This window comes from Brevibacillus ginsengisoli (genome assembly GCF_050113715.1).
GTDB lineage: Bacteria > Bacillota > Bacilli > Brevibacillales > Brevibacillaceae > Brevibacillus_H > Brevibacillus_H ginsengisoli.
Genome location: NZ_JBNJQR010000003.1, coordinates 359,151 through 380,984 on the forward strand (window position 1 = coordinate 359,151; position 21,834 = coordinate 380,984).

A 21,834-nucleotide genomic window follows, 5' to 3' on the forward strand; every position below is an offset into this window, starting at 1 on the left:
GTTCTTTGAATAAGCATAAAAAAAGACCTTCTATTACGAAGGTCTTTGATTTTTATTTCACTTTAAACAGCTGACGATAATTGATAAACATCGCCACGCGCCAAGGAAGAATCATACCAAAGGCGAGAACGAAGAACAATCCGGCCGTCTGTGTTGCTGTGAATGCATCCCCGACGAACACTTTGACAATCAAGCGAATGACGAACAGTGACAGCAGAATGGCGATGAAGGCTTTGGAACGGCGAAGATATATCTCATTGTCCACCACTTCGAAGCGTGAGGTCAGGATCAACGGAATCGAAAATAATGTGCCAACGACGAAAGCGATCAGATCATACGGGATGGGTGTAACAAATTCCGGTGAGCTAAACATTGCAAATCCTGTTGCCATACCGAAAGGAGGTGCAATGATTTTCAAGGCAGATACAGGCTTCTTAGCAGCTTTTAAACGTACGATTAGTACGGAAGTGAACATAAATATGGCAACAAATGTGCCCAAAACAGCAGGTGAAATCGAATGCAGCATGTGTACATCTCCTTCCGACAGTATACTAAAACCTAAGAACTGTCTATTCAGTTAGTCTACACAATTATACACCATTTCGCTATTGAAAATGCTGAAAAAATGGTGCCAAATCCACCATTTTTTCAATCAAATTTCGATCTCTTCTACAAGAGATTTACACTAGGCGCTTTTGTTGGAAACCACCTCCTGATATTGGCGAACCACGATCGTATGACGCTTGACATAATACAAGGAAACAAACCCCGATACGAGGGTGAAAACAGCTAGCACTTTTAAATACCAGGAGGCCCCGAACAGATCAAGACAAGCACCTGTTGTCAGAAGGGTGATTTGAAACAAAACGCGATCCAGCATACCTTTAAAGGAAAAGAATCTTCCTTGTGTGTCCGCAGGAAGTCTCTTCTGAAAGATCGTCGTGATCATCGGAAAAAAGAAGCCAACCGTAAAACCAAACAAGCCAAATCCGGCAAGTACCATCCCCATGCTCTCTACATAGGACATCCCGTAAAATGAGAGGGCAAAAACCAGCACCAAGAGGGTAGAAGAGACCACCAGATTACGATCCCCAATCCAACGCTTAGCGAGGATTCCGGCTAGCAGGATACTGCCTCCTTCAACCGGATAAATGTAACCCATCAGCTCAGGCGAATGCTGAATCTCGCTAAACTTCATCACCAACAGATTAAATCCACCCAGAAAAAGCGTAATAACCCCCATGTTTACCATGCCCACGAGAACACTCGGTTCGGAGCGGATCATGCTGAAAACCTCGGTGAAGCGAATTTTTTGTTTCTGTACCGCTTGCGGTTTTTCAGTGGAGGGAATGCGTAAAGCCAGTGAAAGAGCAGCGAGAATAACATACGAGATAAGCGTAAAGGTAAACAGTGTGGACAAGGACATAGAAGCCACCATAAATCCGGCGACGGCAGTCCCACCAATTCTCGCAAGGGTTGAAATATTCAGATAAATACCATTAGCTTTTAATAGCTCCTCAGAAGGGACAACGGACGGAATGGATGCTTGCAAGGCGGGAAAATAGAATCCGGCTGCCACTTGTATGACAACCATCGAGGCAACCATCCAACCGATGGAATCGTAAGCGAGTGCTGGATACATACAGATCGGACCTAAGCACCTCACGACACTAGCCGCAAAAATAACGCGCCGCTTATCCATTCGGTCAATGAGTACCCCCGCTTTGGGCGCTATGAGGACACTGACAAACAATCCGCTCATCAGGATCAAACTCTTCAGAAAATCAGACGAGAGCAAGCCCTGCATAAACTTCAAATTCGCGATCAATCCAATCCAGGCACCAGTTCCTGAGATAATTTCGCCAGTCATCAGAAGGATAAAAGTTTTATTTCGTAGCATTGGGAATAACCCCCTTTTCAATAAAAAATCTTTTATTGTTTTCTCTAGTATACCCACCAGTTTCGATTTGGCAAGAATGGGAAATGATAATGGGGATTTTCATTCAAGGAGAGAGGGTGAGCGGGATCATGTCAAGACAAGGCACCCTCCTGATCTACTTCGGATACGGTCTTCTCGCCTTTTTAGCGGTTTATTGCGGGCTGTTTGTTTTCCGTTCTTTGATTGTAACATTTGTGCTGTTTCATTTGTTAGTGTGCTTTGGAATCCCGATTTTTCACGGGATATGGGAAGGTCGACTGAAGACGAATCTGAGGGATCTGGGGGTAAGTCGTCCTGAACTGTTGAAGGATTCTTTGGTGGCTGGGATTGGCAGTGGAGCGGTGCTCATGTTCGGAGTCATTGCGGGATTCTACCTCATACTTCAAGCGGGAGTTGATCCTAACTGGATTCGCTTGGTGTTGATACAGTGGGGACTCACCCGTAATTGGTTCTGGATATTTGTGATGTATATGATTATCGGCAATTCCTTTATGGAAGAGCTGATGTGGCGAGGATTTCTCTTGGAGCGTTTGCAACGAATCGTATCCCTGACAGGGGCGAGGGCGATTAGCAGTTTTTTTTATGCCTCGTATCATGTTTTGGTGGGTGTCGTATTGTTTGGCTGGAAGTGGGGGTTCATTGTCGCGTTACTTGCTTGGGTTTTGGGGATGTTTTGGTCACTATTGGTCGGCAGGTACGCGTCCCTTCTGTCCTCGTGGCTCAGTCATATGATGGTTGATGTGGGAATCATGATCTCGCTGATTCATTGGATTATGGATGGGGGATGAAAAATGCTGGAAGCTTATCAAGAGAACCGGTTAAGAACTCGCCTTTTGTCCATCCTCAGGCAGAAAGCGGAGCAAGTTCCGCTTTTCTTTGATACGATGGGATATACCCCGGTGGATCGCTTGCTTCACTATTTACGTACGCTCAAGGATTTCCCTCAGATCAGAAGCGAGGATATCGCCCAAGTTGTGATGAACGACCCTCGCAAGCAAAATCGAGTGGGATGGCGGCAGTCTTATGAGAGCAACCTTTGGCTTTTCACCAAGCAGGGAAGTGAATCGCACTCCCGTCATACCGCCAGATCTTGTCTATTACGTGACGCCTATCAAACAAGTCGCTGTCACCCTGACACTTGGCCTCGTTCCCATCGCGAGTAATTGGGTACAATTAGCAGCTGATTTCGAAGTGCTCGGCAATCCCGCCAGTGATAAAGCTTATTTTTCCATCCAAACACAAGCATGCAGAGACGCAGGCATCAAGTTTTACCGCTCAGGAGGATTGTTCTATTATACAGAAGGGGTTCGAGTTGATTATCTTAAGCGGCTCTGACGTTTGCGAAGAAGCTGCTGCTCCCGTTCATTAATGACCTCGCTGCGATCACGCCGCGTATGTCTGTGGAGCAATTCTAGATTACTGCAGTCGCTTGGCTTCCCAAATTCCAGTCCCATTCGAGCGCACTCGGCTTCACACGATTGGATCAGCTCTTGATCGATTAGAGGAAGGTTCACGCTCTGGTAGGGTTTGTGCTGGTGGGCAGCCTCAATCAAGTCCCTAAGAACCTGAGATAATTGAGTCTCGTCCAGAGCCAAAGCATGTACTCTATCGGGTACTTGTTGTAGAATAGACAGAGAGCTATTGAACATCTTTTTCGCACCGGAGAAGTTCTCGCGCCGCTGGTGGTACAACCCCACCGCAAGCTGTATCAGACCTACCCAGACTTGATCTGGTGTCGGTTCACTCTTCCAATGCTCCTCCAGTATCTCATGGCACTCAAAATAATCACGGTCACCGTGGAAGTGAATCAAATAATCGACGTAACGTTGAGAGTACATAGCTTACAACCGACTCCTGTTTTGTTATGATTCATTTATTATAAAAGAAAGACAAGCATACTGTCATGGAAGGAAAGTGAAGAAGATGACCAAACAGGAAATTCTCGCTGCATTAGAGCAAAAAGGCTTAGATGATATTATAGAGTTGATCGAGGATGCCGAAAATGGCGATCTGGAAGAATTAGAACTGGTGGAAAGTCTCGGGCTGATCTATGAGGAAGATCTGAATCGGGAAGTGTTGGCTCTATTGCAAAGCCTGGGCGTAACGATTATTTATGTAGTCGATGATGAGGAAGATTCAGAAGACGACGAATAAGAAGACGCGGAAGTAAAAGGGCCAAGCAGTTTAGCTTGGTCCTTTATTTTTGTGTCCAGACTCGGTTTTTATTGCGTGTGGCAGGAAACTTCTCGCCTCTTTCAAGTTCAATAATCAACGGGTCCTGAACGCTTGATCCGGATTCGCCAATCTCCATATAAACCCCATTCTTTGGGGATTTGTCCCCTTTTTTAAAGCGGCTCTGTTCTCCCATCGTGATTTTCACCTCTCTTCATGGTATACAGCTAGTATGTCCAAGGTAGATGGGCTCATCCCAATCACCGTAACGGTAAGGATGAAAGTAGCGCACAGCTAGCGTGAAATTCGCAATTGACTAAATTTTCACTATTGATATACGATTGAAATCAAAATTAGAGGGGGATCCAGCGTTGCGGATAACATTACAGAAAGAATCATCCGTCTCCTATCATGAACAGCTGTATCAGCAAATTGCATCCTTGATCAGAAGTGGTGAACTAGCTACGCATTCCCAGCTGCCAACCGTTCGTGATTTGGCATCCACCCTGCATGTCAACTACAATACGGTCCGAAGCGTTTACCTTCGTTTACAGCAAGAAGGGCTCGTGGATTCCAGACAAGGAAGAGGAACGATTGTCAGCAACGTCGTCAACGACCCCTTGCTAACGAGAAATCCCGCGCATCTGACGCTTCTCGCCAAAGAAATCCTGCATAAAGTCAAAGCGATGGGCTACACCATTGAGGATTTTAATCGCGTGCTTTCTTTAGTCATGAAGGAAATCAGCCACTTGCCGGTGTTATTTTTACGATTTACTGAACTGGAATTGGCCGAGTACTGTCGACTTGTTCAATATCATTTGCCAAGTGTAATGGTAGAGGGCTGGACATTGGAGAGTTTTTGGGAGCGCCTGAAGGAGGATACGAGCTTCCTGCATCAGTATAAAGCGATTGTCGTCCATCCTTCTGTTACTCAAACTGTGCTACAAGCGATGCCAAGGGAAGCTCCGCCTGTTGTGGGACTGGATTTCATTCCAGATCCGACCGTGGTTATTCCCGAAATAGACGCCTACCCAAGACAGACCAAAGTCGGTTTAATCTGCGCCACAACCAGGGGAGCGGAAGGAATGATTAGCGATTTGCATAATGCGGGAATCAAGCATGTCAACATTCGGACGATTGAAGCCAATCATTCAGATGTCTTTGAATTGATCGCCGATTGTGATGTGGTCTATATCTCTAAGCCGGGCTATATGACACGCCCGCATTTGCTGACATTGCCCAAAGTAAAAGAATTCCGTGAAATTCCCGATCATCATGGAATTAATGAGCTGCGCAAAATCGTTGTCGCCCAATAGAAAGGAGCATTCTGTGTGAACAAGTCAATTGGCATGTTAGTCCTTGCGGTTGCTCTGTGGGGGACAACGGTCGCTCCTTCCAAATGGGCAATGGAAGATGTGCATCCTTTTACGCTTACTTTTCTTCGCTTGAGCATAGCGAGTCTATTTTTTATGCCGTACGCATGGTTCAAGGCCGTCAAAACGAACGGGAGACCCAACATTGCTTGGAAACGAATTAGCATGCTGTCGTTTACGGGTGTATCCGGTTATTTTTTGTTGAATTATTATGGCTTATCGATGACTAGCGGAGTGAATTCAGGAATACTTAATGCTTCTCTGCCGCTCTTCACGATTGTGTTGGCCGCGATCTATCTAAAAGAGCAAATCAGGATTCCACAATGGATCGGACTCATCCTGGGTCTAGCGGGTGTAATTGTCATCTCCGTGCATCCGAGCGAAGGCAATGGCAGTTCTCTATGGGGAGATTTGTTAATCCTCGCCAGCTGCTTCGTTTGGGCGATCTATGTTGTCCAGATGAAGCGGCCCGGGGAAGAAGCGGAATTGCCCAGTGAACTGTTTACGGCGTTGACGTTTATGTTGGGTGCGTGCATGCTGATTCCGTTTACCGCTTTTGAAATTGGGATGTACGGACTGCCTGACATAACACAAAAGCTGCTGGTGAGCGTAGCGTTCCTGGCGGCAGGTCCTACGATCGCTGCTTATTGGCTGTGGAACAAAGCGTTGGAATCGGTGTCAGCCGCCAGAGCCGGAGTTTATCTCAATACCTTGCCGCTGATTAGTGTACTGACCGCTATCCTACTGCTAGGTGAATCGGTCTCATGGCGAACGGTCGTGGGAGGGATATTGATCCTTGGTGGAGTACTCTGGGCCGAACGCAAGAAAGCCGTACCGCTTATGAATGTGCATGAACAAACATAGATGGGCGTATGGCTAACAAGGACAAAAGCTGATTTTGTGTGTGTTAGACACCTGTACCAGTCACACTAGCCACTCGTTACATACCTTGTAATGTAAATTCTAAGGAGGTGTAGCGAGTGAGTTGCGGATGCCATAAACATCATCATCACCATCACTGCAAAACCAAATGCCATTGTACAAAGTGTTGTAAAAAGAAGTGCTACAAAAAAGTGTGCCACATGGTTCCTTACTACAAAACCAAATGCCATGACTTCAGTATGCATGGAGGAGGACACCACCACATGGGACACCATCATGAATCTTCCTGTGGAGGCGGTTCTTCCAGCTACGGACATCATGGACACCACGGTATGTGGGGAATGGGTATGGGCATGGGCTTCGAGATGGAACGATAATTATCTAATATTTCTTAAGGGAGCGCTGAGAATTCAGCGCTTTTCCCATTTGAATGACCTAATTGCATTAATTTTCAGAATTGATAGAGGATTAATGAAAAAAGGGGGCGAAATAAGCATATATTGCTAACGAATGAAGGGAGGGAAGCCTGGGTGTTATCAGGCGTAACGGTTGTTGACTTTTCCAGATACCTGCCTGGTCCGATCTGTACGCTGCGGTTGGCGGACATGGGAGCGGAGATCATCAAAGTAGAAGCGTACCCCACAGGTCATCTTGGACGCCAAAGTGGACCATTTACAGTGGATGGAAGAGTATCCGATCTCTTGACGAATCGCAACAAACATAGTGTCGCGATCGATTTGCGAACCGCTGAAGGTCGTGAGCTTGCGTTTGATTTGGCTGTCAGGGCGGATGTTGTTGTGGAGAGTTTTCGTCCCGGAGTCATGGAGCATCTTGGATTAGATTACGATAGCCTGATCGCGGTCAAGCCCGATCTGATTTACTGTTCTCTTACCGGCTATGGACAAAGTGGAGTGATGCATCAGCTGGGTGGACATGATCTCAATTACCAAGCGGTTAGCGGATTTTTAAGTCTAACGCGCGATTCTGACGGCAAACCTGTCATTTCGGAGATTCCGATAGCAGATTACGTCGGGGGATTATATGCTGCCGAACAAATCTGTGCTGCACTCGTTCAACGATCAGTCAAACGGCAAGGAGCCTATCTGGACATTGCCTCATGCGATTTGTTAGCGAGCTGGATGGACATGCATTCGATTTTAGCTGAATGGGGCAAAAGAACATCTGCGGATTATTGTCTGTCTGATTTAATATCCTACAACATTTATGAGACGGCGGACAGTCGTTATGTGGCGCTTGCCGCTTTGGAAGATAAATTCTGGCAAAATTTTTGTCGGGCAATTGGACGGATGGACCTCGAAACGATTCCCGATCGTAGCATGAGCCGCCATCCTGAGATTTATGAAGAATTAAAAGCGCTATTTCTCACCCGGACACAAGCGGAGTGGAATGAATTAGGGATGGAAGTGGATTGCTGTTTAACGGTTGTCGAAGAGCTGGACTCCTGGAGCGAGGGTCTATTTATCACGACCAGACCCTTCGTATCCTCCACTATGTCCAAGTCTCCTCTTCCATATGGAGCCGATACCCATCGGATCCTCCGCAAGAAGCTCGGATGTACAGACCGGCAATTAGCTCATTATGAAAACCTGCAGATTATACCAAAGGAGAGATAGCCATCAATGAATCCAATCCATTCACTGGAGTTGCTCACTTCGCTTGAGGGAAACCTTTTTACTATTATATTGAATCGTCCCAACGTGTTGAATGCCATGACTGTCGATATGTTCGAACGTCTTCAAGAAGCGATTCATCAAGCAGCAACCAACGAGCAAGTCGGGATCGTGCTGCTTCGTGGAGCTGGAGGCAACTTCTGTTCCGGAGCCGATTTAAGCGTGCTGGGCAGTATGAGTACACATGAGCAAGCCAATCATTCCCTCGATATCATCAACAGCTTAATTGCTGAACTGCATCAGATGAAAAAGCCGGTTATTGCGGTGGTTGAAGGGGTAGCGGTGGGTGCTGGCTTAAATCTGGCTCTTCACGCAGATTTTGTGATCGCGACCCATGATGCGGTGATTCAGGAGCCTTTTGTCCATATTGGGTTGACGACGGATTTTGGCGGTACTTATCTTCTGCCGCGACTTGTCGGAATGGCTCAGGCCAAGCGACTGGGTATGCTGGGAGAGAAAATCAATGGAGCCGAAGCAGAGCGAATTGGCTTGATCTATAAATCAGTAGAGAAGGAACAGCTTGAAGAGGAAGTAACCAAGCTAGTAAGCACGCTAAATAGACTTCCACATCAAGCGGTGGCGAAAACTAAAGAAGGACTCGTGAACAGCCTTGAGTTTTCCTTGGATGAAGCGCTTGCCTGGGAAAAAGAGAGTCAACCCGGCCTGATCCTTCATCCCGATTTTCACAAGCTGGTCTCATCCCGGCTTTCCCGCAAATAGAGCACCGATCGTTCATACGGAAAGATCGCTTTCCTTATGATATAAATGGAGCTATTTGTTAAGGAGGAGTTTGTTGATGGTCATTACCCAAGGATTGATTACACATGCCAAAGGTAGTCCGAACAAAATCGCGGTATTGGATAAAGGCAAATCTTTTACATACCGTCAGTTTGCCGAAAGAGTTTGCAAATTGGCGGGTGCATTGGAGCATGCCGGTGTCCAAAAAGGGGATCGTGTAGCAATACTGCTCCTGAATGAATTTCGGTATCTCGAACTCCTCTATGGTATCACCATGATAGGGGCCATTGCTGTACCACTGAATGTTCGACTGGCTCCGGATGAAATCAAGGTCATTCTGCAAGATAGCGGTGCGAAGCTTCTGTTTTTGCACCATGAATTTCTTCCGCTTTTCCCATTGATTCGTAGCGAGGCGACTTCCGTCGAACACTATATCTTATGTGAGGATGACTTAAAGGCGGACGGGACGATTGGCTACGAGGATTTTATTCAGGAGGCACATCCCGCCCCGCTTGTATCTTCGGCCGAAGAAAACGATGTGGCTGCAATTCTTTACACAGGGGGCACAACGGGAACGCCCAAGGGTGTAATGCTCACTCATCGCAATTTAGTAAGCAATGCCTACAACGTAGGACTTTCGCTTAACTATGGGCCACAAGACATCTATCTGCATGCTGCACCCATGTTTCACGCTGCAGATAGTGCTTCCACATTTGCGATTACGGTTGTGGGAGGCACTCATGCGCACATTCGGTCGTTTGATCCGTTGGAAGTAATGCAAACCATTGAAGAGCAGCGGGTAACGTGTACACTTCTTGTTCCCACCATGATCAATCGGCTAATCAATCACCCCTCCATTCAGGAATATGACTTGTCTAGCTGGCGTAAAGTGCTTTACGGAGCTTCCCCGTGTCCAACGGAAGTCTTGAAAAAGGCGAAGGAGCTTTTACCGACGAACTTCTTCCAAGCGTATGGCTTAAGTGAAGCTTCCCCTGTCTTAACAATTCTTCGCCCAGAGGACCACGTCATAGAGGGAGAAGAGCGTATTGTGGCACGCCTTGCTTCTTGCGGTCAACCTCTCCCGGGAATAGAGGTTCGATGTGTCAATGCCAGGGGAGAAGATGTGCGGATTGGGGAGGTAGGCGAGATCATCGCAAGGGGTCCCAACGTGATGAAAGGCTACTGGAATCGCCCAGAGGAAACGGCAGCGGCGTTCCAGAATGGTTGGCTGTATACAGGTGATATGGCGGTTGTCGATGAGGAAAACTTCTTCTACGTCGTGGATCGCAAAAAAGACATGATTGTCACAGGTGCTGAAAATGTATATTCGGTTGAAGTGGAGAATGTCGTTTACACGCATCCCGTTGTATTGGAAGCAGCAGTCATCGGTATCCCAGATCCGAAATGGGGAGAGGCTGTGCACGCTGTCGTGGTGTTGAAGAAAGACCAGCAGGTGGCAGAGGAAGAGCTAATCGAACATTGCCGGCATTACCTCGCCAAATACAAGGTACCTAAGTCGGTAGAATTTGTTGCTGAATTGCCGAAGAGTGGCGCGGGCAAAATCCTCAAACGTCATTTGCGGGATCAATACTGGCAAGGTTATCAACGAAAAGTAAATTAATCATAAACTAAGACTAGGAGTTTGCAAGTCGTTCATAAAGTGGCAACAATTCACGTTGTGCAACTTGATAGAGTATGCTACTATGAGTATGTCGAAACAAGAAATCCTGCGATGTGCGTACGGCTTATTATGTTTTTAACCTTAAGTGTTTCTAGGGAGACGGAACTTTATAGCCTATGTCAAGCCCACCTCCACCTTGGACGATTGGGAAGGCAGAAGCGTGAACGGGTCACCCACCTGTTAGTACAGGTTAAAGAAACATGAGGTCGGACGGCAGAGCGGGGCCATACATACGAATGAACGCTTCCCAGTAGAGGAAGCGTTTTTTTGTTTATCAATAAACAATTCGGTCTGCTGTTTACTAGAGCAGCTTGTAATAAAAAACGGTGTCATGGAGATTCCCGTCAGCGGAGCGCGCATATTGAGGAATTCTTCCCGCCTCGACATAACCGAAAGAGAGGTACAGCGTATTGGAAGGATCGCCTGCACGCGTATCCAGAACCAAGGTGCTTCGGCCTTCGATACGGGCATTTTCTTCTGCGGTGGACATTAAGGCTTGGGCAATTCCCCGGCGTCTGGCTGTTGGATGGACCATCAACTTGGCGATCTCGGCTCGATGCGATCCGTTCGAACGCTCACAGAGGTGAAGCTGGATCGTCCCAACAGGTTCTTCCTGCAGGTAGGCTACCCACAGGAGTACGCTAGGCGAAAGAACATCATTCCAGTAGGCTAAGGCTTCCTCGTAACGGAGTGGAGGCAGGAAACCAATCGAGGCTCCATCCTCCACGACGTCGATCAATAGTTGACTCAAACTCTCGCATAGATCAGGCTCTAATTGGGTAATCGGTTGGATATGAAACGACATAAGCGAAACTCTCCCTTCTGTTTAATCTATTGCTTGAAAAAAAGACTAGCGCTACGTAAGGCTAGTCTTTCGTCCATTTTATCGAAAATGAATGGGCATTATTTATTGAATTGCGCTAACGTTTCTGTACGGAATTGATTGGTTTTTTCGTTAATCAGAGCCATCTCCACTTGATCCTTTACTTGATCATACGGAAGGATGGAACGGGATTCCACGAGGATCACATGGTAGCCGAATTGGGTTTTTACCGGCTGTCCTACCTGTCCGATTGGTTGCGTCAGGGTAGCGTCACGGAATTCTTTTACCCAATTGTTCACCGGTACATTTTCATACAGTCCGCCATTATTATTACTTCCTGGATCAGTGGAGAGTTCTTTGGCCAGGTCTACGAACTTCTCCCCATTGTTCAAGCGGCTAATCACAGATTTGGCTTGGTCCTCCGTATCTACTAGGATGTGACGCACACTGGCTACAGTCGATAGCTCAGGGTGATTTTTATAATAGGTTTGGCGATCTTGCTCGGTTAGTTTTGTTTTCACATAAGCGGATGTAAACTGATCGTAGATGATCAATTGACGAATATCCTGATCCGTGATACCAATTGTTGCCATTTCTTGTCTCATCTGTGCTTCGGTGAGATTATTATTGGTCATCACAGCATCCAACGTCTCGGAAGTCGTTTTCGTCACTTCGTCAGTAGAGAATTTGATTTGACTGCCGTATGTAGCCATCAAATATTTCGCGTACAAGGCGGCGTCTCCCGCTTTACGACGGAAAACTTGTTCGATAAACGGTTCTTGTTGCAGTGGATTACCACCGAGCAGAAAAATAAAGGCTTTATACTGCTTGTCCGCTTCATCGGCTGTAAGCGTGACGTTGCCTAATTGACCGTAAGCTTTGAGATCAGCGATTAAGACTTGGTGAGCCGCCGCGTTCCAATTTACTTGATAACGTAACGCGTCCGCGATGAAACGTACCGGAACCATGGTTCGTCCGTTTATAATTTGGGGTTGAGCGTCAAGATTAAGGACTTGTCCATTGTGCGTCGCCGCTTTTTGTTCAATCACCAGTTGTATGGTGTCGGATGATTTTTTAATGGTGACGGTACGCTTTGCATTATTCCAATCAACCTGAAAACCGAGCGATTTTGCAATTGGGCTAATTGGGACAAGCGTGCGACTATTGCGAATGACTGGTTTTTGATCAGGGAAGACGATTTCTTTTTGATTATAAAGCACGTGAATCTGGGGTTGTGCTGGAACCGTAGCGGCCAACGCCGATGTGGGAATTACTGTACATGCAAGAAAAATCGCAAGGGTTTGTTTTAATTTCATCAGTGAGAATCAACTCCATCATGTTGAAAGTAGGGCGCATACTGATCAAGCCTACAATACAATAGGCAAAAAAGCTACCACATCATCTGCAGTAGCTTCGAAAGACGAAAATATATTAATTTGAGCTTCCAAATTGTTGGCCTCCACCACCGTTTTGACCGTTTTGACCATCTTCGGTGCTAACGATAGTCAGTAGATCTTTTAACCTTTTAGTTTCCTTGGCATCTTGAATGATTTGATACATTTGCAGGAACGTGGCTTTCTGTCCCTCGGGAATTCCTTTAATTCGAACGGTCATTTCTTGAGGTCCCTGATTTCCTTGATTTCCCTGATTTCCTTGATTTCCCTGATTTCCTTGATTCCCTTGATTGTTTTGTTGTCCATTTTGATCGGAGCCATAGTCGTCTTGTCCGAAACCGAATAAGGAGAACCCACTATCGTCTTGATTTGAATCTTGCCCTTGACCCTGATCTTGATTTTGATTGTCCTTGTTCTCTGGCTCAAACAAAATATTGAATTCGTTTAGATCTGTTTGGACGATTCCAATCACATTCATCTCGCTTACTCCTTTGTCATCTGAGATTGTACTTCCCGACAAGAGGTGGAAGGATCAGCCTGGGTGCTTGGAATGATGAACCCCATTGCGCTGTAAATAATCATGGTAGAAGTACTCGACTACGGATAAGGCAAACGACGTTAAGAAGAGACCCGATAACGAGAAAAGCTGCATGAAAACAACGCTGGCCGCCCATAAAAAACTAAAACTAAAGATGAAATCGGCCAAGCTGGCAAAGGTATTGGTAGTTCGCGGCAAAATGACCAAATCTCCCACCACATAGGTGATTAGAGCGAGTGCTACGCTCGTTACCAATGCAAATAGAAGTGATGTATGGGACCAGAGCAAGCCTGGTACAGCAATGATACCGTTCAATAGTAATTTCCAGACGAGGCTCATACTTCGAACAGCTCCATTCTAAGGGAGTCTCTTTGTTCTAGTATGAACCTCGGGGGTAATCCTATGCACATCCTGACCAGGTACCTTGCTCAAATGGCTTCCAAATCAGGTTCAGGCTTTTCCTTGAGAACGGAGTGTTCGAATCTGAGCTTCCTCAGGTGTCACGTACAAAGTCCTCTGATTGTCGTAAATCACGAATCCAGGCTTGGCGCCACTAGGCTTTTTCACATATTTCACGAGGGTGTAATCGATCGGGACAAGGCTTCCTTGGCGAGACTTGCTGAAGTAGGCCGCGAGATTGGCCGCTTCCAGTAAGGTTTGATCGGGAATTTCCCGTGATCGGATGACCACATGTGATCCTGGGATGTCTTTAGCATGCAGCCAAGTATCCGCCCCATTCGCCAGTTTATTGGTCAAATAATCGTTTTGTTTGTTGTTTTTTCCTACATAGATGGGGATGCCATCACTGGAGGTATAGACTTCAATTTCAGGCTGGAGGTCTTTTTTCTTTTTCGCGGTACGCTTTTGACGATTTCGCAGATAGCCTTGCTCCACCAGTTCTTCGCGAATTTCGGCCGCTTCGGTAACCGTGGCGTACTCCAATTGAACTAGGATGGTGTCCAGGTACAGAATTTCTTCTTGAGCGAGGGTGATTTGCTCCTCGACAATCTGCATGCTGTTCTTGGCCTTGTTGTAGCGTTTGTAATAGCTTTGTAGATTCTCGGAAGGAGTCTTCAGCGGATCGAGCGGAATGCTGACGGAGGCCGCATTCTCGTCGTACCAGTTCACGGTGACAAGCTCGTGATCTCCACGTTTCAATTGATGCATATTGGCTGTAATCAGCTCGCCATACAGACGGAACTGATCGGCATCCTGAGCATCCTGAAGTGTCAGCTTAAGCTTCTCAATTTTTTTCTCGTTTTTCTGCTTTTCATTGGTCACCAGACGGATTAGGTCGTACACTTTTTGCTTGATCTGGTCCCGTTGTGCCTTTACTTCATAGAATGTTTGCAGACACTCGCTAATGGAATCAAAATTGATCACTTCCCCGTCCGCTACGTGGGTGAGGGGGGTGATGGAGAAGACCGTTTTGTCCTTTGTTTGTACGATAGTTGGTTGATAACGCTGGTGAATCACTTCCTGCACCAACTCGTGAAATGCAGCCCAGACCTTGTCGCGAGTGCCCAGACCTGCCCGGTGAATGATTTCTTTGGCGAGAAGAGGACTGATACCGCTAAATAAATCCACCAATTGTTTGTCCAGTTTGCCAGCGTTCCAATTCAAAAGACTGGTGAAGGCCGTATCGGTTATGGTCAAAGGATTTTGTTTTCCTTGGCTAGGTGGTTCGATATAGCTTCGACCAGGCAAAACCTGTCGATATTGACTGATCCCGTGAGTAACATGCATGACGCTATCGAGAATGGTATTGGTTTCGGGATCGACCAGGATGATGTTACTATGTCGTCCCATGATCTCGACGATAATGCGCTTTTTGGAGAGGTCCCCCAACTCGTCGCGGGATTTGACGTCGATGTGAAGGATACGCTCCATCTCCAGTTGTGAAATGGATTCAATCACACCACCTTCGCAATATTTGCGAAGCAGCATGCAAAACATAGGCGCGACGGAGGGATTCGTAAACTCCTCCGTGGTTAAATGAACGCGCGGATATGTAGGATTGGCCGAAAGAAGCAGCTTCTGATTGCCGCCTTTGGCTCGAATATTGAAGACGAGATCGGTTTTAAAAGGTTGATGAATGCGAGAAATACGACCGCCGACCAGTTGATCTAGTTCCTTGGCAACTGCGCGGGTTACGACACCGTCAAAAGCCACGATAATTCACCTCAAACGTACGAATGTATTCACCCAGTTTACCACACTAGGTTGAAGGAAGCACATCTTGTGATAAGTTGACATCAGGAAAGATTGTCTCCTATAATAAGTTAACGATTTTATGTCTATGGAAGTGAAACCCATGATTCGTAGTATGACAGGCTATGGTAGAAAAGAAGCAGAATACGGTTCGGTTCGATTAATCGTCGAAATGCGCGCGGTCAATCATCGCTATGGTGAATGGATCGTCCGTCTGCCGAAATCGTGGGGAATCATGGAAGATCCAATCAAGAAAGAAATAGCCAAAAGGGTAAGGCGTGGACGCGTGGAGATCAACATCTCCATCGAACAAAATCCTTTACATACACAAGAAGCGCAATTGAACTGGCAACTGGCTGAGCATTATATGTCCTTGTCCGCCCAACTTCATGAGCGTTTCTCTATTCCAGAGTCGATGACGACCCGAGATTTACTCTTGTTGCCAGGGATGATTCATGCTGATCAAGCGCCGGCGATTCCCGTAGAAGAATTGGCCGATTGGATCATACAAGTTGTGGAAGACGCAGCCGATGAATTATTGGCTATGAAGGAGACAGAAGGCCGCAGCTTGGCTTTGGACCTGCAGAGTCGTCTTCAGCAAATCTTGGAATGGACAGAGAAGATCAAAAACCTCGCTCCCCAGGTAGTAGAAGAGTACCGAAACCGCCTGTCGCAACGTCTATCCGCTTTCCTTAAGGATACGTCACTGGATGAAGCGCGGTTCGCGGCGGAAGTTCTCTTGTTCGCCGACCGTTCTGATATTACAGAAGAGATTACGCGATTGGGAAGCCATATTCATCAATTTGCGGGACAACTGGAGAATGAAGATGCCGTCGGGCGTAAGCTTGATTTTCTTTTACAGGAGATGAATCGGGAAGTGAATACAATCGGTTCGAAAGCGAACTACTTGCCCATCCAAACCCTCGCTGTAGAGATGAAAACAGAGCTTGAAAAAATGAGAGAGCAAGTTCAAAACATAGAGTGAGGAAGAAAGGAGGCGGCTACTTCTATGGCGATTAAACTGATTAATATCGGTTTTGGCAATATCGTCAACGCCAATCGGATTATCTCCATTGTAAGTCCAGAATCGGCGCCGATTAAGCGGATTATCCAGGAAGCGCGTGACCGAAGCATGCTTGTGGATGCTACGTATGGCAGAAGGACGCGCGCGGTCATCATCACGGATAGTGACCATGTGATTCTGTCAGCCGTTCAACCCGAAACGGTGGCACAACGTTTAACCAATAAAGACGACGAGTCTGATGAATAGAGTAGGAGATGAATTGGCAACATGGAGATTGATAAAGGCATGCTACTGGTTCTTTCTGGACCCTCCGGCGTAGGGAAAGGAACGGTATGCAAAGCGTTGCGCCCGCAAATGCCCGATCTCGTCTATTCTGTCTCAGCCACTACTCGAGCTCCTCGAGAAGGAGAAGTCAATGGGGTTAATTATTTCTTTAAATCGAAACAGGAATTTCAAGAAATGATTGAGCAGGATGAACTGTTGGAGTGGGCAGAATACGTAGGGAATTGCTACGGTACACCTCGCCAGTTTGTTCAGGAAACTATTGATAGTGGCCGTGACGTGATTTTGGAGATTGAGGTTCAGGGAGCCTTACAAGTACGAGAGAAGTTTCCTGAGGGAATATTTATTTTCTTGGCACCGCCGGATCTAGCCGAGCTGCAGAACCGAATTGTCGGACGCGGCACGGAGACGGAAGAAACAATCCGCAAGCGCATGGATATGGCGCGCTATGAGATCGAGTTAATGGACCAATACGATTACGTTGTGGTCAATGATCAGATCGAATGCGCCTGCAATCGAATTCAAGCGATTGTGACAGCAGAACACCTGAAAAAAGAACGCCAAATTCATAAATACCGCAGATGGTTAAGGGAGGAATAATTGATGTTATTTCCATCAATTGATAAATTGACAGAGAAAGTGGAGTCCAAATACATTCTGGTGACAGTCGCGTCCAAGCGCGCGCGCCAATTACGGGAGAAAAACGATCTTCAGATTACCCGACCGTTTTCCCGCAAATATGTAGGTCAAGCTTTGGAAGAGCTAATCACCGACAACATTGTGTTCGAAAATAACGACGTACGAAAGTAAACAACCTCCTCGCAGGTTGTTTTTTTTCACTTGGCTTCACTATTATTTCATTTATTTAAGCCCATGGAAGAAGTGTTCATGCGTTTTTTGGGAAAAGGGGAGATCGATCGATGCAGCCGTTGCAGAAAAAAACCATCGTATTAGGTGTAAGTGGTGGGATTGCCGCGTACAAAGCGGCGGCCCTTACCAGTAAGCTTACACAGGCCGGAGCCGATGTGTATGTCATGATGACGGAATCGGCGCAGAAATTTGTCCAGCCACTTACTTTTCAGGCGCTCTCTCATCACCCGGTGTATACCGATACGTTTGTTGAGCCTAATGCGGAAGTGATCTCGCATATTGATTTGGCGGACAGAGCCGATCTGATCATTCTTGCACCGGCAACCGCCAATCTGATTGGCAAGCTGGCGAATGGAATAGCGGATAATATGCTGTGTGCAACGTTGTTGGCAACCAAAGCACCTGTCATGATTGCCCCAGCCATGAACGTGAACATGTATCAGCATCCGGCAGTCAGAGCCAATATGCAGCGTCTTGCCGGGTTTGGCTACCGATTTATTGAACCAGCGGAAGGAAATCTTGCCTGTGGCTGGGTAGGAAAAGGGCGCATGGAAGAACCAGAGACGATTGTGGAGATTGTCACGCAATTTTTTCAACGCCCGCAGGATTTGGCAGGCAAGCGAGTGGTGGTGACGGCTGGGCCAACAAGGGAGAAAATTGATCCTGTCCGTTACATTTCCAATCACTCGACGGGAAAAATGGGGTATGCCATTGCCGAAGCCGCCAGAGAGCGTGGAGCCGATGTGACCTTGATTAGTGGCCCTACTTCCCTGAATAAACCAACGGACGTTAAGTTCGTCGCGGTAGAATCCGTTCAAGAGATGTTCGCTGCGGTCATGGAAGCTATGCCGCAAACCGATATTGTCATCAAAGCGGCTGCTGTATCCGATTATCGTCCTAAGGAAACCCATAAACATAAAATGAAGAAAAAATCAGAGGGGCTGACCCTTGAGTTGGAGAAAGCTCCGGATATTTTGCAAACCATTGGCGAGCGTCGCAGAGCCGATCAGTATATTGTAGGTTTTGCGGCTGAAACACAGGATTTGTCCAAGTATGCAATCGACAAGCTGAATGGCAAAAACTGCGACATGATCGTCGGGAATAATGTACTGACGGAAGGTGCCGGAATGGGCAGTGATACCAACATCGTGACACTGTATACCAAAGACGGTGATCAGCTCGAGATTCCAATGATGAGCAAATACGATGTGGCCAATCGCATTCTCGATCAGGTGCTTGAGAAATCTGCTCTATCGGAGCCGAAGAAGTGATGAAAATGATTGCCCAAGTTATCGTTGATGTGGCGGTATCGAGGATTAATCGACCGTTTGATTATCTGGTAAGAGATTACCATCTTCCGCTCATTGAGGTGGGCAGCCGGGTTGTTGTTGGCTTTGGGCCGCGTAAGTTGCAGGGTTATGTCGTGGGACTGATGGAATCCAATGATACGGAAGCATCCGATCTGGATGCCCCAACCCAGAAGCTCAAACCGATTCTGGAAGTGTTGGACGATGTTCCGCCGCTTACGCCAGAGTTAATTCAACTGGCTGCATGGATGAGCAAACAATACCTCTGCCCGTATGTCATGGCCCTTCAATCCATGATTCCAGCGGTACTCAGAAGCAAATCGGAGAAATACCTGTGTATCGCCAATGAACTAGATGAACATGTCACGAAGCTCTCCCCAATGCTTAGCTATCTGCAATTGCATCGGACGCTTGCCATCAGTGAAGTCGAGAAGCGCTTTGCCGATGAGTTGACGATGATTCCGGCATGGATTAAGGCAGGGATGCTTACCTATGAATATCAGGTGAAGGACCGGATTACCCGCAAAAAAGAAACCGTGATTTCCCTTGACATCCCGACAGCCCAAGCGTTTGAACAGATTACGACACTTCCCAGCCGATCCGAGCGGATGAAACGGGTGCTGACGAGATTAGTGGAAGAAAATCAGCCGATTGCCGTCAAAGAGATCATGGACCAGCTAGACATCTCCCGCAGTACGATAACCACACTCGTCCAAAAAGGCTGGGTCAAACAAACCGAGCGTGAAGTCTACCGCGATCCATACGCTAATCGGGAGTTTACTCCGGGTGTGAAGCATCCTTTTACCGAAGAACAGGAGTTAGCGCTCGCTCCGATTTTGGCTTCCATTCACGACGAAGTCTTTGCCTCCTTTTTATTGCATGGGGTGACAGGGAGCGGGAAGACAGAAGTGTATCTTGAAGCCATTGAGCATACATTGAAGCAAGGGAAGGAAGCGATTTTGCTCGTACCCGAAATCTCGCTGACTCCGCAGATGGTCGAACGACTGAAAGGAAGGTTTGGAGATCGCGTCGCTGTATTGCACAGTGCTTTGTCACAGGGAGAACGCTATGACGAATGGCGCAAAATCCAGCGCAACCAAGTGAAGCTTGTCGTCGGAGCTCGCTCAGCGATCTTTGCACCGTTCCGCAATCTCGGTCTGATTATTATTGATGAAGAGCATGAGGGCTCTTACAAGCAAGAGGAGACGCCGCGCTATCATGCGAGAGATGTGGCAATGTGGCGCGCGAAACAAAACAACGGCGTGTTGATTCTCGGCAGCGCCACTCCTGCATTAGAGACGTATGCGCTTGCTACACGTGGACGCTATCAGCTGTTGACGATGAAGGAACGGGTAGGAAAAAGGCCGCTTCCTGTGGTCGAGGTCGTGGATATGCGGGATGAGCTACGCACGGACAACCGCTCGATGTTCAGTCGAGAGCTGCACACCTTGATCCAAGATCGTTTGCAGAAAAAAGAGCAAATTGTCCTGTTCCTCAACCGACGCGGCTATTCCACTTTTGTCATGTGCCGTTCTTGCGGGTACACCTTAAGCTGTCCGCATTGCGAGATTTCGCTTACCTATCATCGAACCAACCATACCGCCCGTTGTCACTACTGCGGATACGCGACGACTCAACCTAAGCACTGTCCAGAATGTCAGAGTGAGCATATTCGCTTCTTTGGAACGGGTACGCAAAAGATCGAAGAAGAGCTTGCCCGGTTGTTCCCCGGCGTACGGGTGATTCGCATGGACGTTGACACGACTTCGCGCAAAGGTGCGCATGAAGAACTATTGAACAAGTTTCGCACGGGACAAGGTGACATCCTACTCGGGACCCAGATGATTGCCAAAGGACTTGATTTTCCGCGAGTGACCTTGGTAGGCGTCATCGCCGCTGATACTTCCTTGCACTTGCCTGATTTTCGGGCAGCGGAGAAAACCTTTCAACTGCTGACGCAGGTAGGCGGGCGAGCGGGACGGCATGAGCTCACGGGTAAAGTGCTGATTCAGACCTATACAGCCGAGCACTACAGCATACGGCATGCGACCAACCATGATTATGAAGCGTTTTTTGCCGAGGAAATGCGATATCGCAAAATGACCGGCTATCCGCCGTTCTTTCGGTTGGTGCTGATTACGTTTTCTCATGAGGATGTGCCAATGGTGATTCGCGCGGCGGAGCAATACGCGCAGTATCTGCGTACAAGGATTGCCCCCACCACAATTCTCTTGGGACCGGTTGCTTCTCCCATTTCGCGCATCAAAGATAGATTTCGCTTTCAACTCATGCTAAAATATCGTGATGAACCGAAACTGGTCGACTTGCTCGCGCAGACGACCGCCCATTTTGAAGAAGAAATGAAACAGCATCACGTGCAGGTGACCATAGATGTAGACCCGCAGATGCTTTTATAGGAGGAAGATACATATGGCAATTCGTACGATTGTGAAACACCCAGATCCTGTTTTAAGAGAGAAAGCCAAGGAAGTAACCAAGTTCAATTCCAATCTTCATAAACTGCTCGATGATATGGCGGATACGATGTACGACGCGGATGGAGTAGGTTTGGCGGCTCCACAGGTCGGCATCCTCAAACGCGTCATCGTAATGGATTGCGGAGACGGCTTGCTTGAAGTGGTGAACCCAGAAATTATTGCGTTTGAAGGGGAACAATTCGACTATCCGGAAGGCTGCTTGAGTATCCCAGGTCTTCGCGGCAATGTTCGTCGTCACAAATGGGTGAAGCTGCGCGGACAAGATCGCGACGGTAATGTATTTGAGCTTGAAGCAGAAGATTTGTTGTCTCGCTGCGCTCAGCATGAGATCGATCACTTGAACGGAGTATTGTTCATTGACGTTGCGGATAAAGTGTATCCAATCAAACCAGGTGAGGAAGGCGAGTAAGC

Annotated in this window: 23 protein-coding genes, 1 other RNA gene and 1 pseudogene; 16 read left to right on the top strand and 9 right to left on the bottom strand. The window is 47.3% G+C overall.

The window, feature by feature from the left end; translation table 11 throughout:
* Positions 1–52: 52 nt before the first annotated feature.
* Both ACQCN2_RS08865 and ACQCN2_RS08870 read right to left on the bottom strand, forming a co-directional pair.
* Positions 53–523, bottom strand: a complete 471-nt coding sequence (locus tag ACQCN2_RS08865; RefSeq protein WP_426928667.1) for a CcdC family protein — start codon at positions 521–523, stop codon at positions 53–55.
* Positions 524–685: 162 nt separating this feature from the next.
* On the bottom strand, positions 686–1,900 hold the full coding sequence (locus tag ACQCN2_RS08870) for an MFS transporter (protein ID WP_426928531.1): 1,215 nt from the start codon (positions 1,898–1,900) through the stop codon (positions 686–688).
* 128 nt (positions 1,901–2,028) lie between these two features.
* On the opposite strand from ACQCN2_RS08870, the gene ACQCN2_RS08875 reads away from it, so the two are divergent.
* A complete protein-coding gene (locus tag ACQCN2_RS08875) occupies positions 2,029–2,727 on the top strand; it encodes a CPBP family intramembrane glutamic endopeptidase (RefSeq protein WP_426928532.1) in 699 nt (232 codons plus the stop codon).
* A gap of 96 nt (positions 2,728–2,823) precedes the next feature.
* Positions 2,824–3,274: pseudogene (locus ACQCN2_RS08880) on the top strand (RNA 2'-phosphotransferase).
* Here the strand turns inward: ACQCN2_RS08880 and ACQCN2_RS08885 are convergent.
* Positions 3,256–3,777 (bottom strand): DUF309 domain-containing protein, encoded by a 522-nt coding sequence (locus ACQCN2_RS08885; protein ID WP_426928533.1) that lies wholly within the window; start codon positions 3,775–3,777, stop codon positions 3,256–3,258. The pseudogene ACQCN2_RS08880 and the gene ACQCN2_RS08885 sit on opposite strands and share 19 nt — an antisense overlap.
* Before the next feature lie 85 nt (positions 3,778–3,862).
* Here ACQCN2_RS08885 and ACQCN2_RS08890 point away from each other — a divergent pair, with 85 nt between their 5' ends.
* Complete coding sequence (locus ACQCN2_RS08890; protein WP_426928534.1) at positions 3,863–4,093, top strand: hypothetical protein; 231 nt, start codon at positions 3,863–3,865, stop codon at positions 4,091–4,093.
* Positions 4,094–4,136: 43 nt separating this feature from the next.
* Here ACQCN2_RS08890 and ACQCN2_RS08895 read toward each other — a convergent pair whose 3' ends face one another.
* Positions 4,137–4,307 carry a YjzC family protein gene (locus ACQCN2_RS08895; protein ID WP_426928535.1) on the bottom strand — a complete coding sequence of 57 codons (171 nt, stop codon included), beginning with the start codon at positions 4,305–4,307 and terminating at the stop codon, positions 4,137–4,139.
* Positions 4,308–4,482: 175 nt separating this feature from the next.
* On the opposite strand from ACQCN2_RS08895, the gene ACQCN2_RS08900 reads away from it, so the two are divergent.
* From ACQCN2_RS08900 to ssrS, 6 genes are all read left to right on the top strand, one after another.
* Positions 4,483–5,427, top strand: coding sequence for a GntR family transcriptional regulator (locus ACQCN2_RS08900; protein WP_426928536.1), 945 nt, complete (start codon positions 4,483–4,485; stop codon positions 5,425–5,427).
* A gap of 15 nt (positions 5,428–5,442) precedes the next feature.
* A complete protein-coding gene (locus ACQCN2_RS08905) occupies positions 5,443–6,348 on the top strand; it encodes a DMT family transporter (RefSeq protein WP_426928537.1) in 906 nt (301 codons plus the stop codon).
* A gap of 548 nt (positions 6,349–6,896) precedes the next feature.
* Positions 6,897–8,000 carry a CaiB/BaiF CoA transferase family protein gene (locus tag ACQCN2_RS08910; RefSeq protein WP_426928538.1) on the top strand — a complete coding sequence of 368 codons (1,104 nt, stop codon included), beginning with the start codon at positions 6,897–6,899 and terminating at the stop codon, positions 7,998–8,000.
* A gap of 6 nt (positions 8,001–8,006) precedes the next feature.
* Positions 8,007–8,777, top strand: coding sequence for an enoyl-CoA hydratase/isomerase family protein (locus ACQCN2_RS08915; RefSeq protein WP_426928539.1), 771 nt, complete (start codon positions 8,007–8,009; stop codon positions 8,775–8,777).
* Between the two features lie 76 nt (positions 8,778–8,853).
* Positions 8,854–10,416 carry a long-chain-fatty-acid--CoA ligase gene (locus ACQCN2_RS08920; RefSeq protein ID WP_426928540.1) on the top strand — a complete coding sequence of 521 codons (1,563 nt, stop codon included), beginning with the start codon at positions 8,854–8,856 and terminating at the stop codon, positions 10,414–10,416.
* Between the two features lie 100 nt (positions 10,417–10,516).
* Positions 10,517–10,705, top strand: a non-coding RNA gene (gene ssrS, locus ACQCN2_RS08925) — 6S RNA.
* 72 nt (positions 10,706–10,777) lie between these two features.
* On the opposite strand, the gene ACQCN2_RS08930 is transcribed toward ssrS, so the two are convergent.
* From ACQCN2_RS08930 to ACQCN2_RS08950, 5 genes are all read right to left on the bottom strand, one after another.
* The gene (locus tag ACQCN2_RS08930) at positions 10,778–11,281 is read right to left on the bottom strand and encodes a GNAT family N-acetyltransferase (RefSeq protein WP_426928541.1); all 504 of its coding nucleotides are present in this window, start codon (positions 11,279–11,281) and stop codon (positions 10,778–10,780) included.
* A gap of 98 nt (positions 11,282–11,379) precedes the next feature.
* Entirely contained in the window at positions 11,380–12,615 is a 1,236-nt protein-coding gene (locus ACQCN2_RS08935; RefSeq protein ID WP_426928542.1) for a stalk domain-containing protein, read from the bottom strand.
* A gap of 115 nt (positions 12,616–12,730) precedes the next feature.
* On the bottom strand, positions 12,731–13,171 hold the full coding sequence (locus ACQCN2_RS08940) for a hypothetical protein (protein ID WP_426928543.1): 441 nt from the start codon (positions 13,169–13,171) through the stop codon (positions 12,731–12,733).
* A gap of 54 nt (positions 13,172–13,225) precedes the next feature.
* Positions 13,226–13,570 (bottom strand): DUF2512 family protein, encoded by a 345-nt coding sequence (locus ACQCN2_RS08945; protein ID WP_426928544.1) that lies wholly within the window; start codon positions 13,568–13,570, stop codon positions 13,226–13,228.
* A gap of 111 nt (positions 13,571–13,681) precedes the next feature.
* Positions 13,682–15,403 (bottom strand): Rqc2 family fibronectin-binding protein, encoded by a 1,722-nt coding sequence (locus tag ACQCN2_RS08950; protein ID WP_426928545.1) that lies wholly within the window; start codon positions 15,401–15,403, stop codon positions 13,682–13,684.
* A 142-nt stretch (positions 15,404–15,545) separates the two neighbouring features.
* On the opposite strand from ACQCN2_RS08950, the gene ACQCN2_RS08955 reads away from it, so the two are divergent.
* The 7 genes from ACQCN2_RS08955 to def all read left to right on the top strand — a co-directional run bounded on the left by ACQCN2_RS08955 (position 15,546) and on the right by def (position 21,832).
* On the top strand, positions 15,546–16,427 hold the full coding sequence (locus ACQCN2_RS08955) for a YicC/YloC family endoribonuclease (RefSeq protein WP_426928546.1): 882 nt from the start codon (positions 15,546–15,548) through the stop codon (positions 16,425–16,427).
* Between the two features lie 24 nt (positions 16,428–16,451).
* Positions 16,452–16,712 carry an extracellular matrix/biofilm regulator RemA gene (gene remA, locus ACQCN2_RS08960; protein WP_425654455.1) on the top strand — a complete coding sequence of 87 codons (261 nt, stop codon included), beginning with the start codon at positions 16,452–16,454 and terminating at the stop codon, positions 16,710–16,712.
* Positions 16,713–16,733: 21 nt separating this feature from the next.
* Positions 16,734–17,348, top strand: a complete 615-nt coding sequence (gmk, locus tag ACQCN2_RS08965; protein ID WP_426928547.1) for a guanylate kinase — start codon at positions 16,734–16,736, stop codon at positions 17,346–17,348.
* Between the two features lie 3 nt (positions 17,349–17,351).
* On the top strand, positions 17,352–17,558 hold the full coding sequence (gene rpoZ / locus ACQCN2_RS08970; protein ID WP_426928548.1) for a DNA-directed RNA polymerase subunit omega: 207 nt from the start codon (positions 17,352–17,354) through the stop codon (positions 17,556–17,558).
* A gap of 110 nt (positions 17,559–17,668) precedes the next feature.
* On the top strand, positions 17,669–18,889 hold the full coding sequence (coaBC, locus tag ACQCN2_RS08975; RefSeq protein ID WP_426928549.1) for a bifunctional phosphopantothenoylcysteine decarboxylase/phosphopantothenate--cysteine ligase CoaBC: 1,221 nt from the start codon (positions 17,669–17,671) through the stop codon (positions 18,887–18,889).
* A 5-nt stretch (positions 18,890–18,894) separates the two neighbouring features.
* Positions 18,895–21,342 (top strand): primosomal protein N', encoded by a 2,448-nt coding sequence (gene priA / locus ACQCN2_RS08980; protein ID WP_426928668.1) that lies wholly within the window; start codon positions 18,895–18,897, stop codon positions 21,340–21,342.
* 13 nt (positions 21,343–21,355) lie between these two features.
* A complete protein-coding gene (gene def, locus ACQCN2_RS08985) occupies positions 21,356–21,832 on the top strand; it encodes a peptide deformylase (protein WP_426928550.1) in 477 nt (158 codons plus the stop codon).
* Positions 21,833–21,834: the final 2 nt, after the last annotated feature.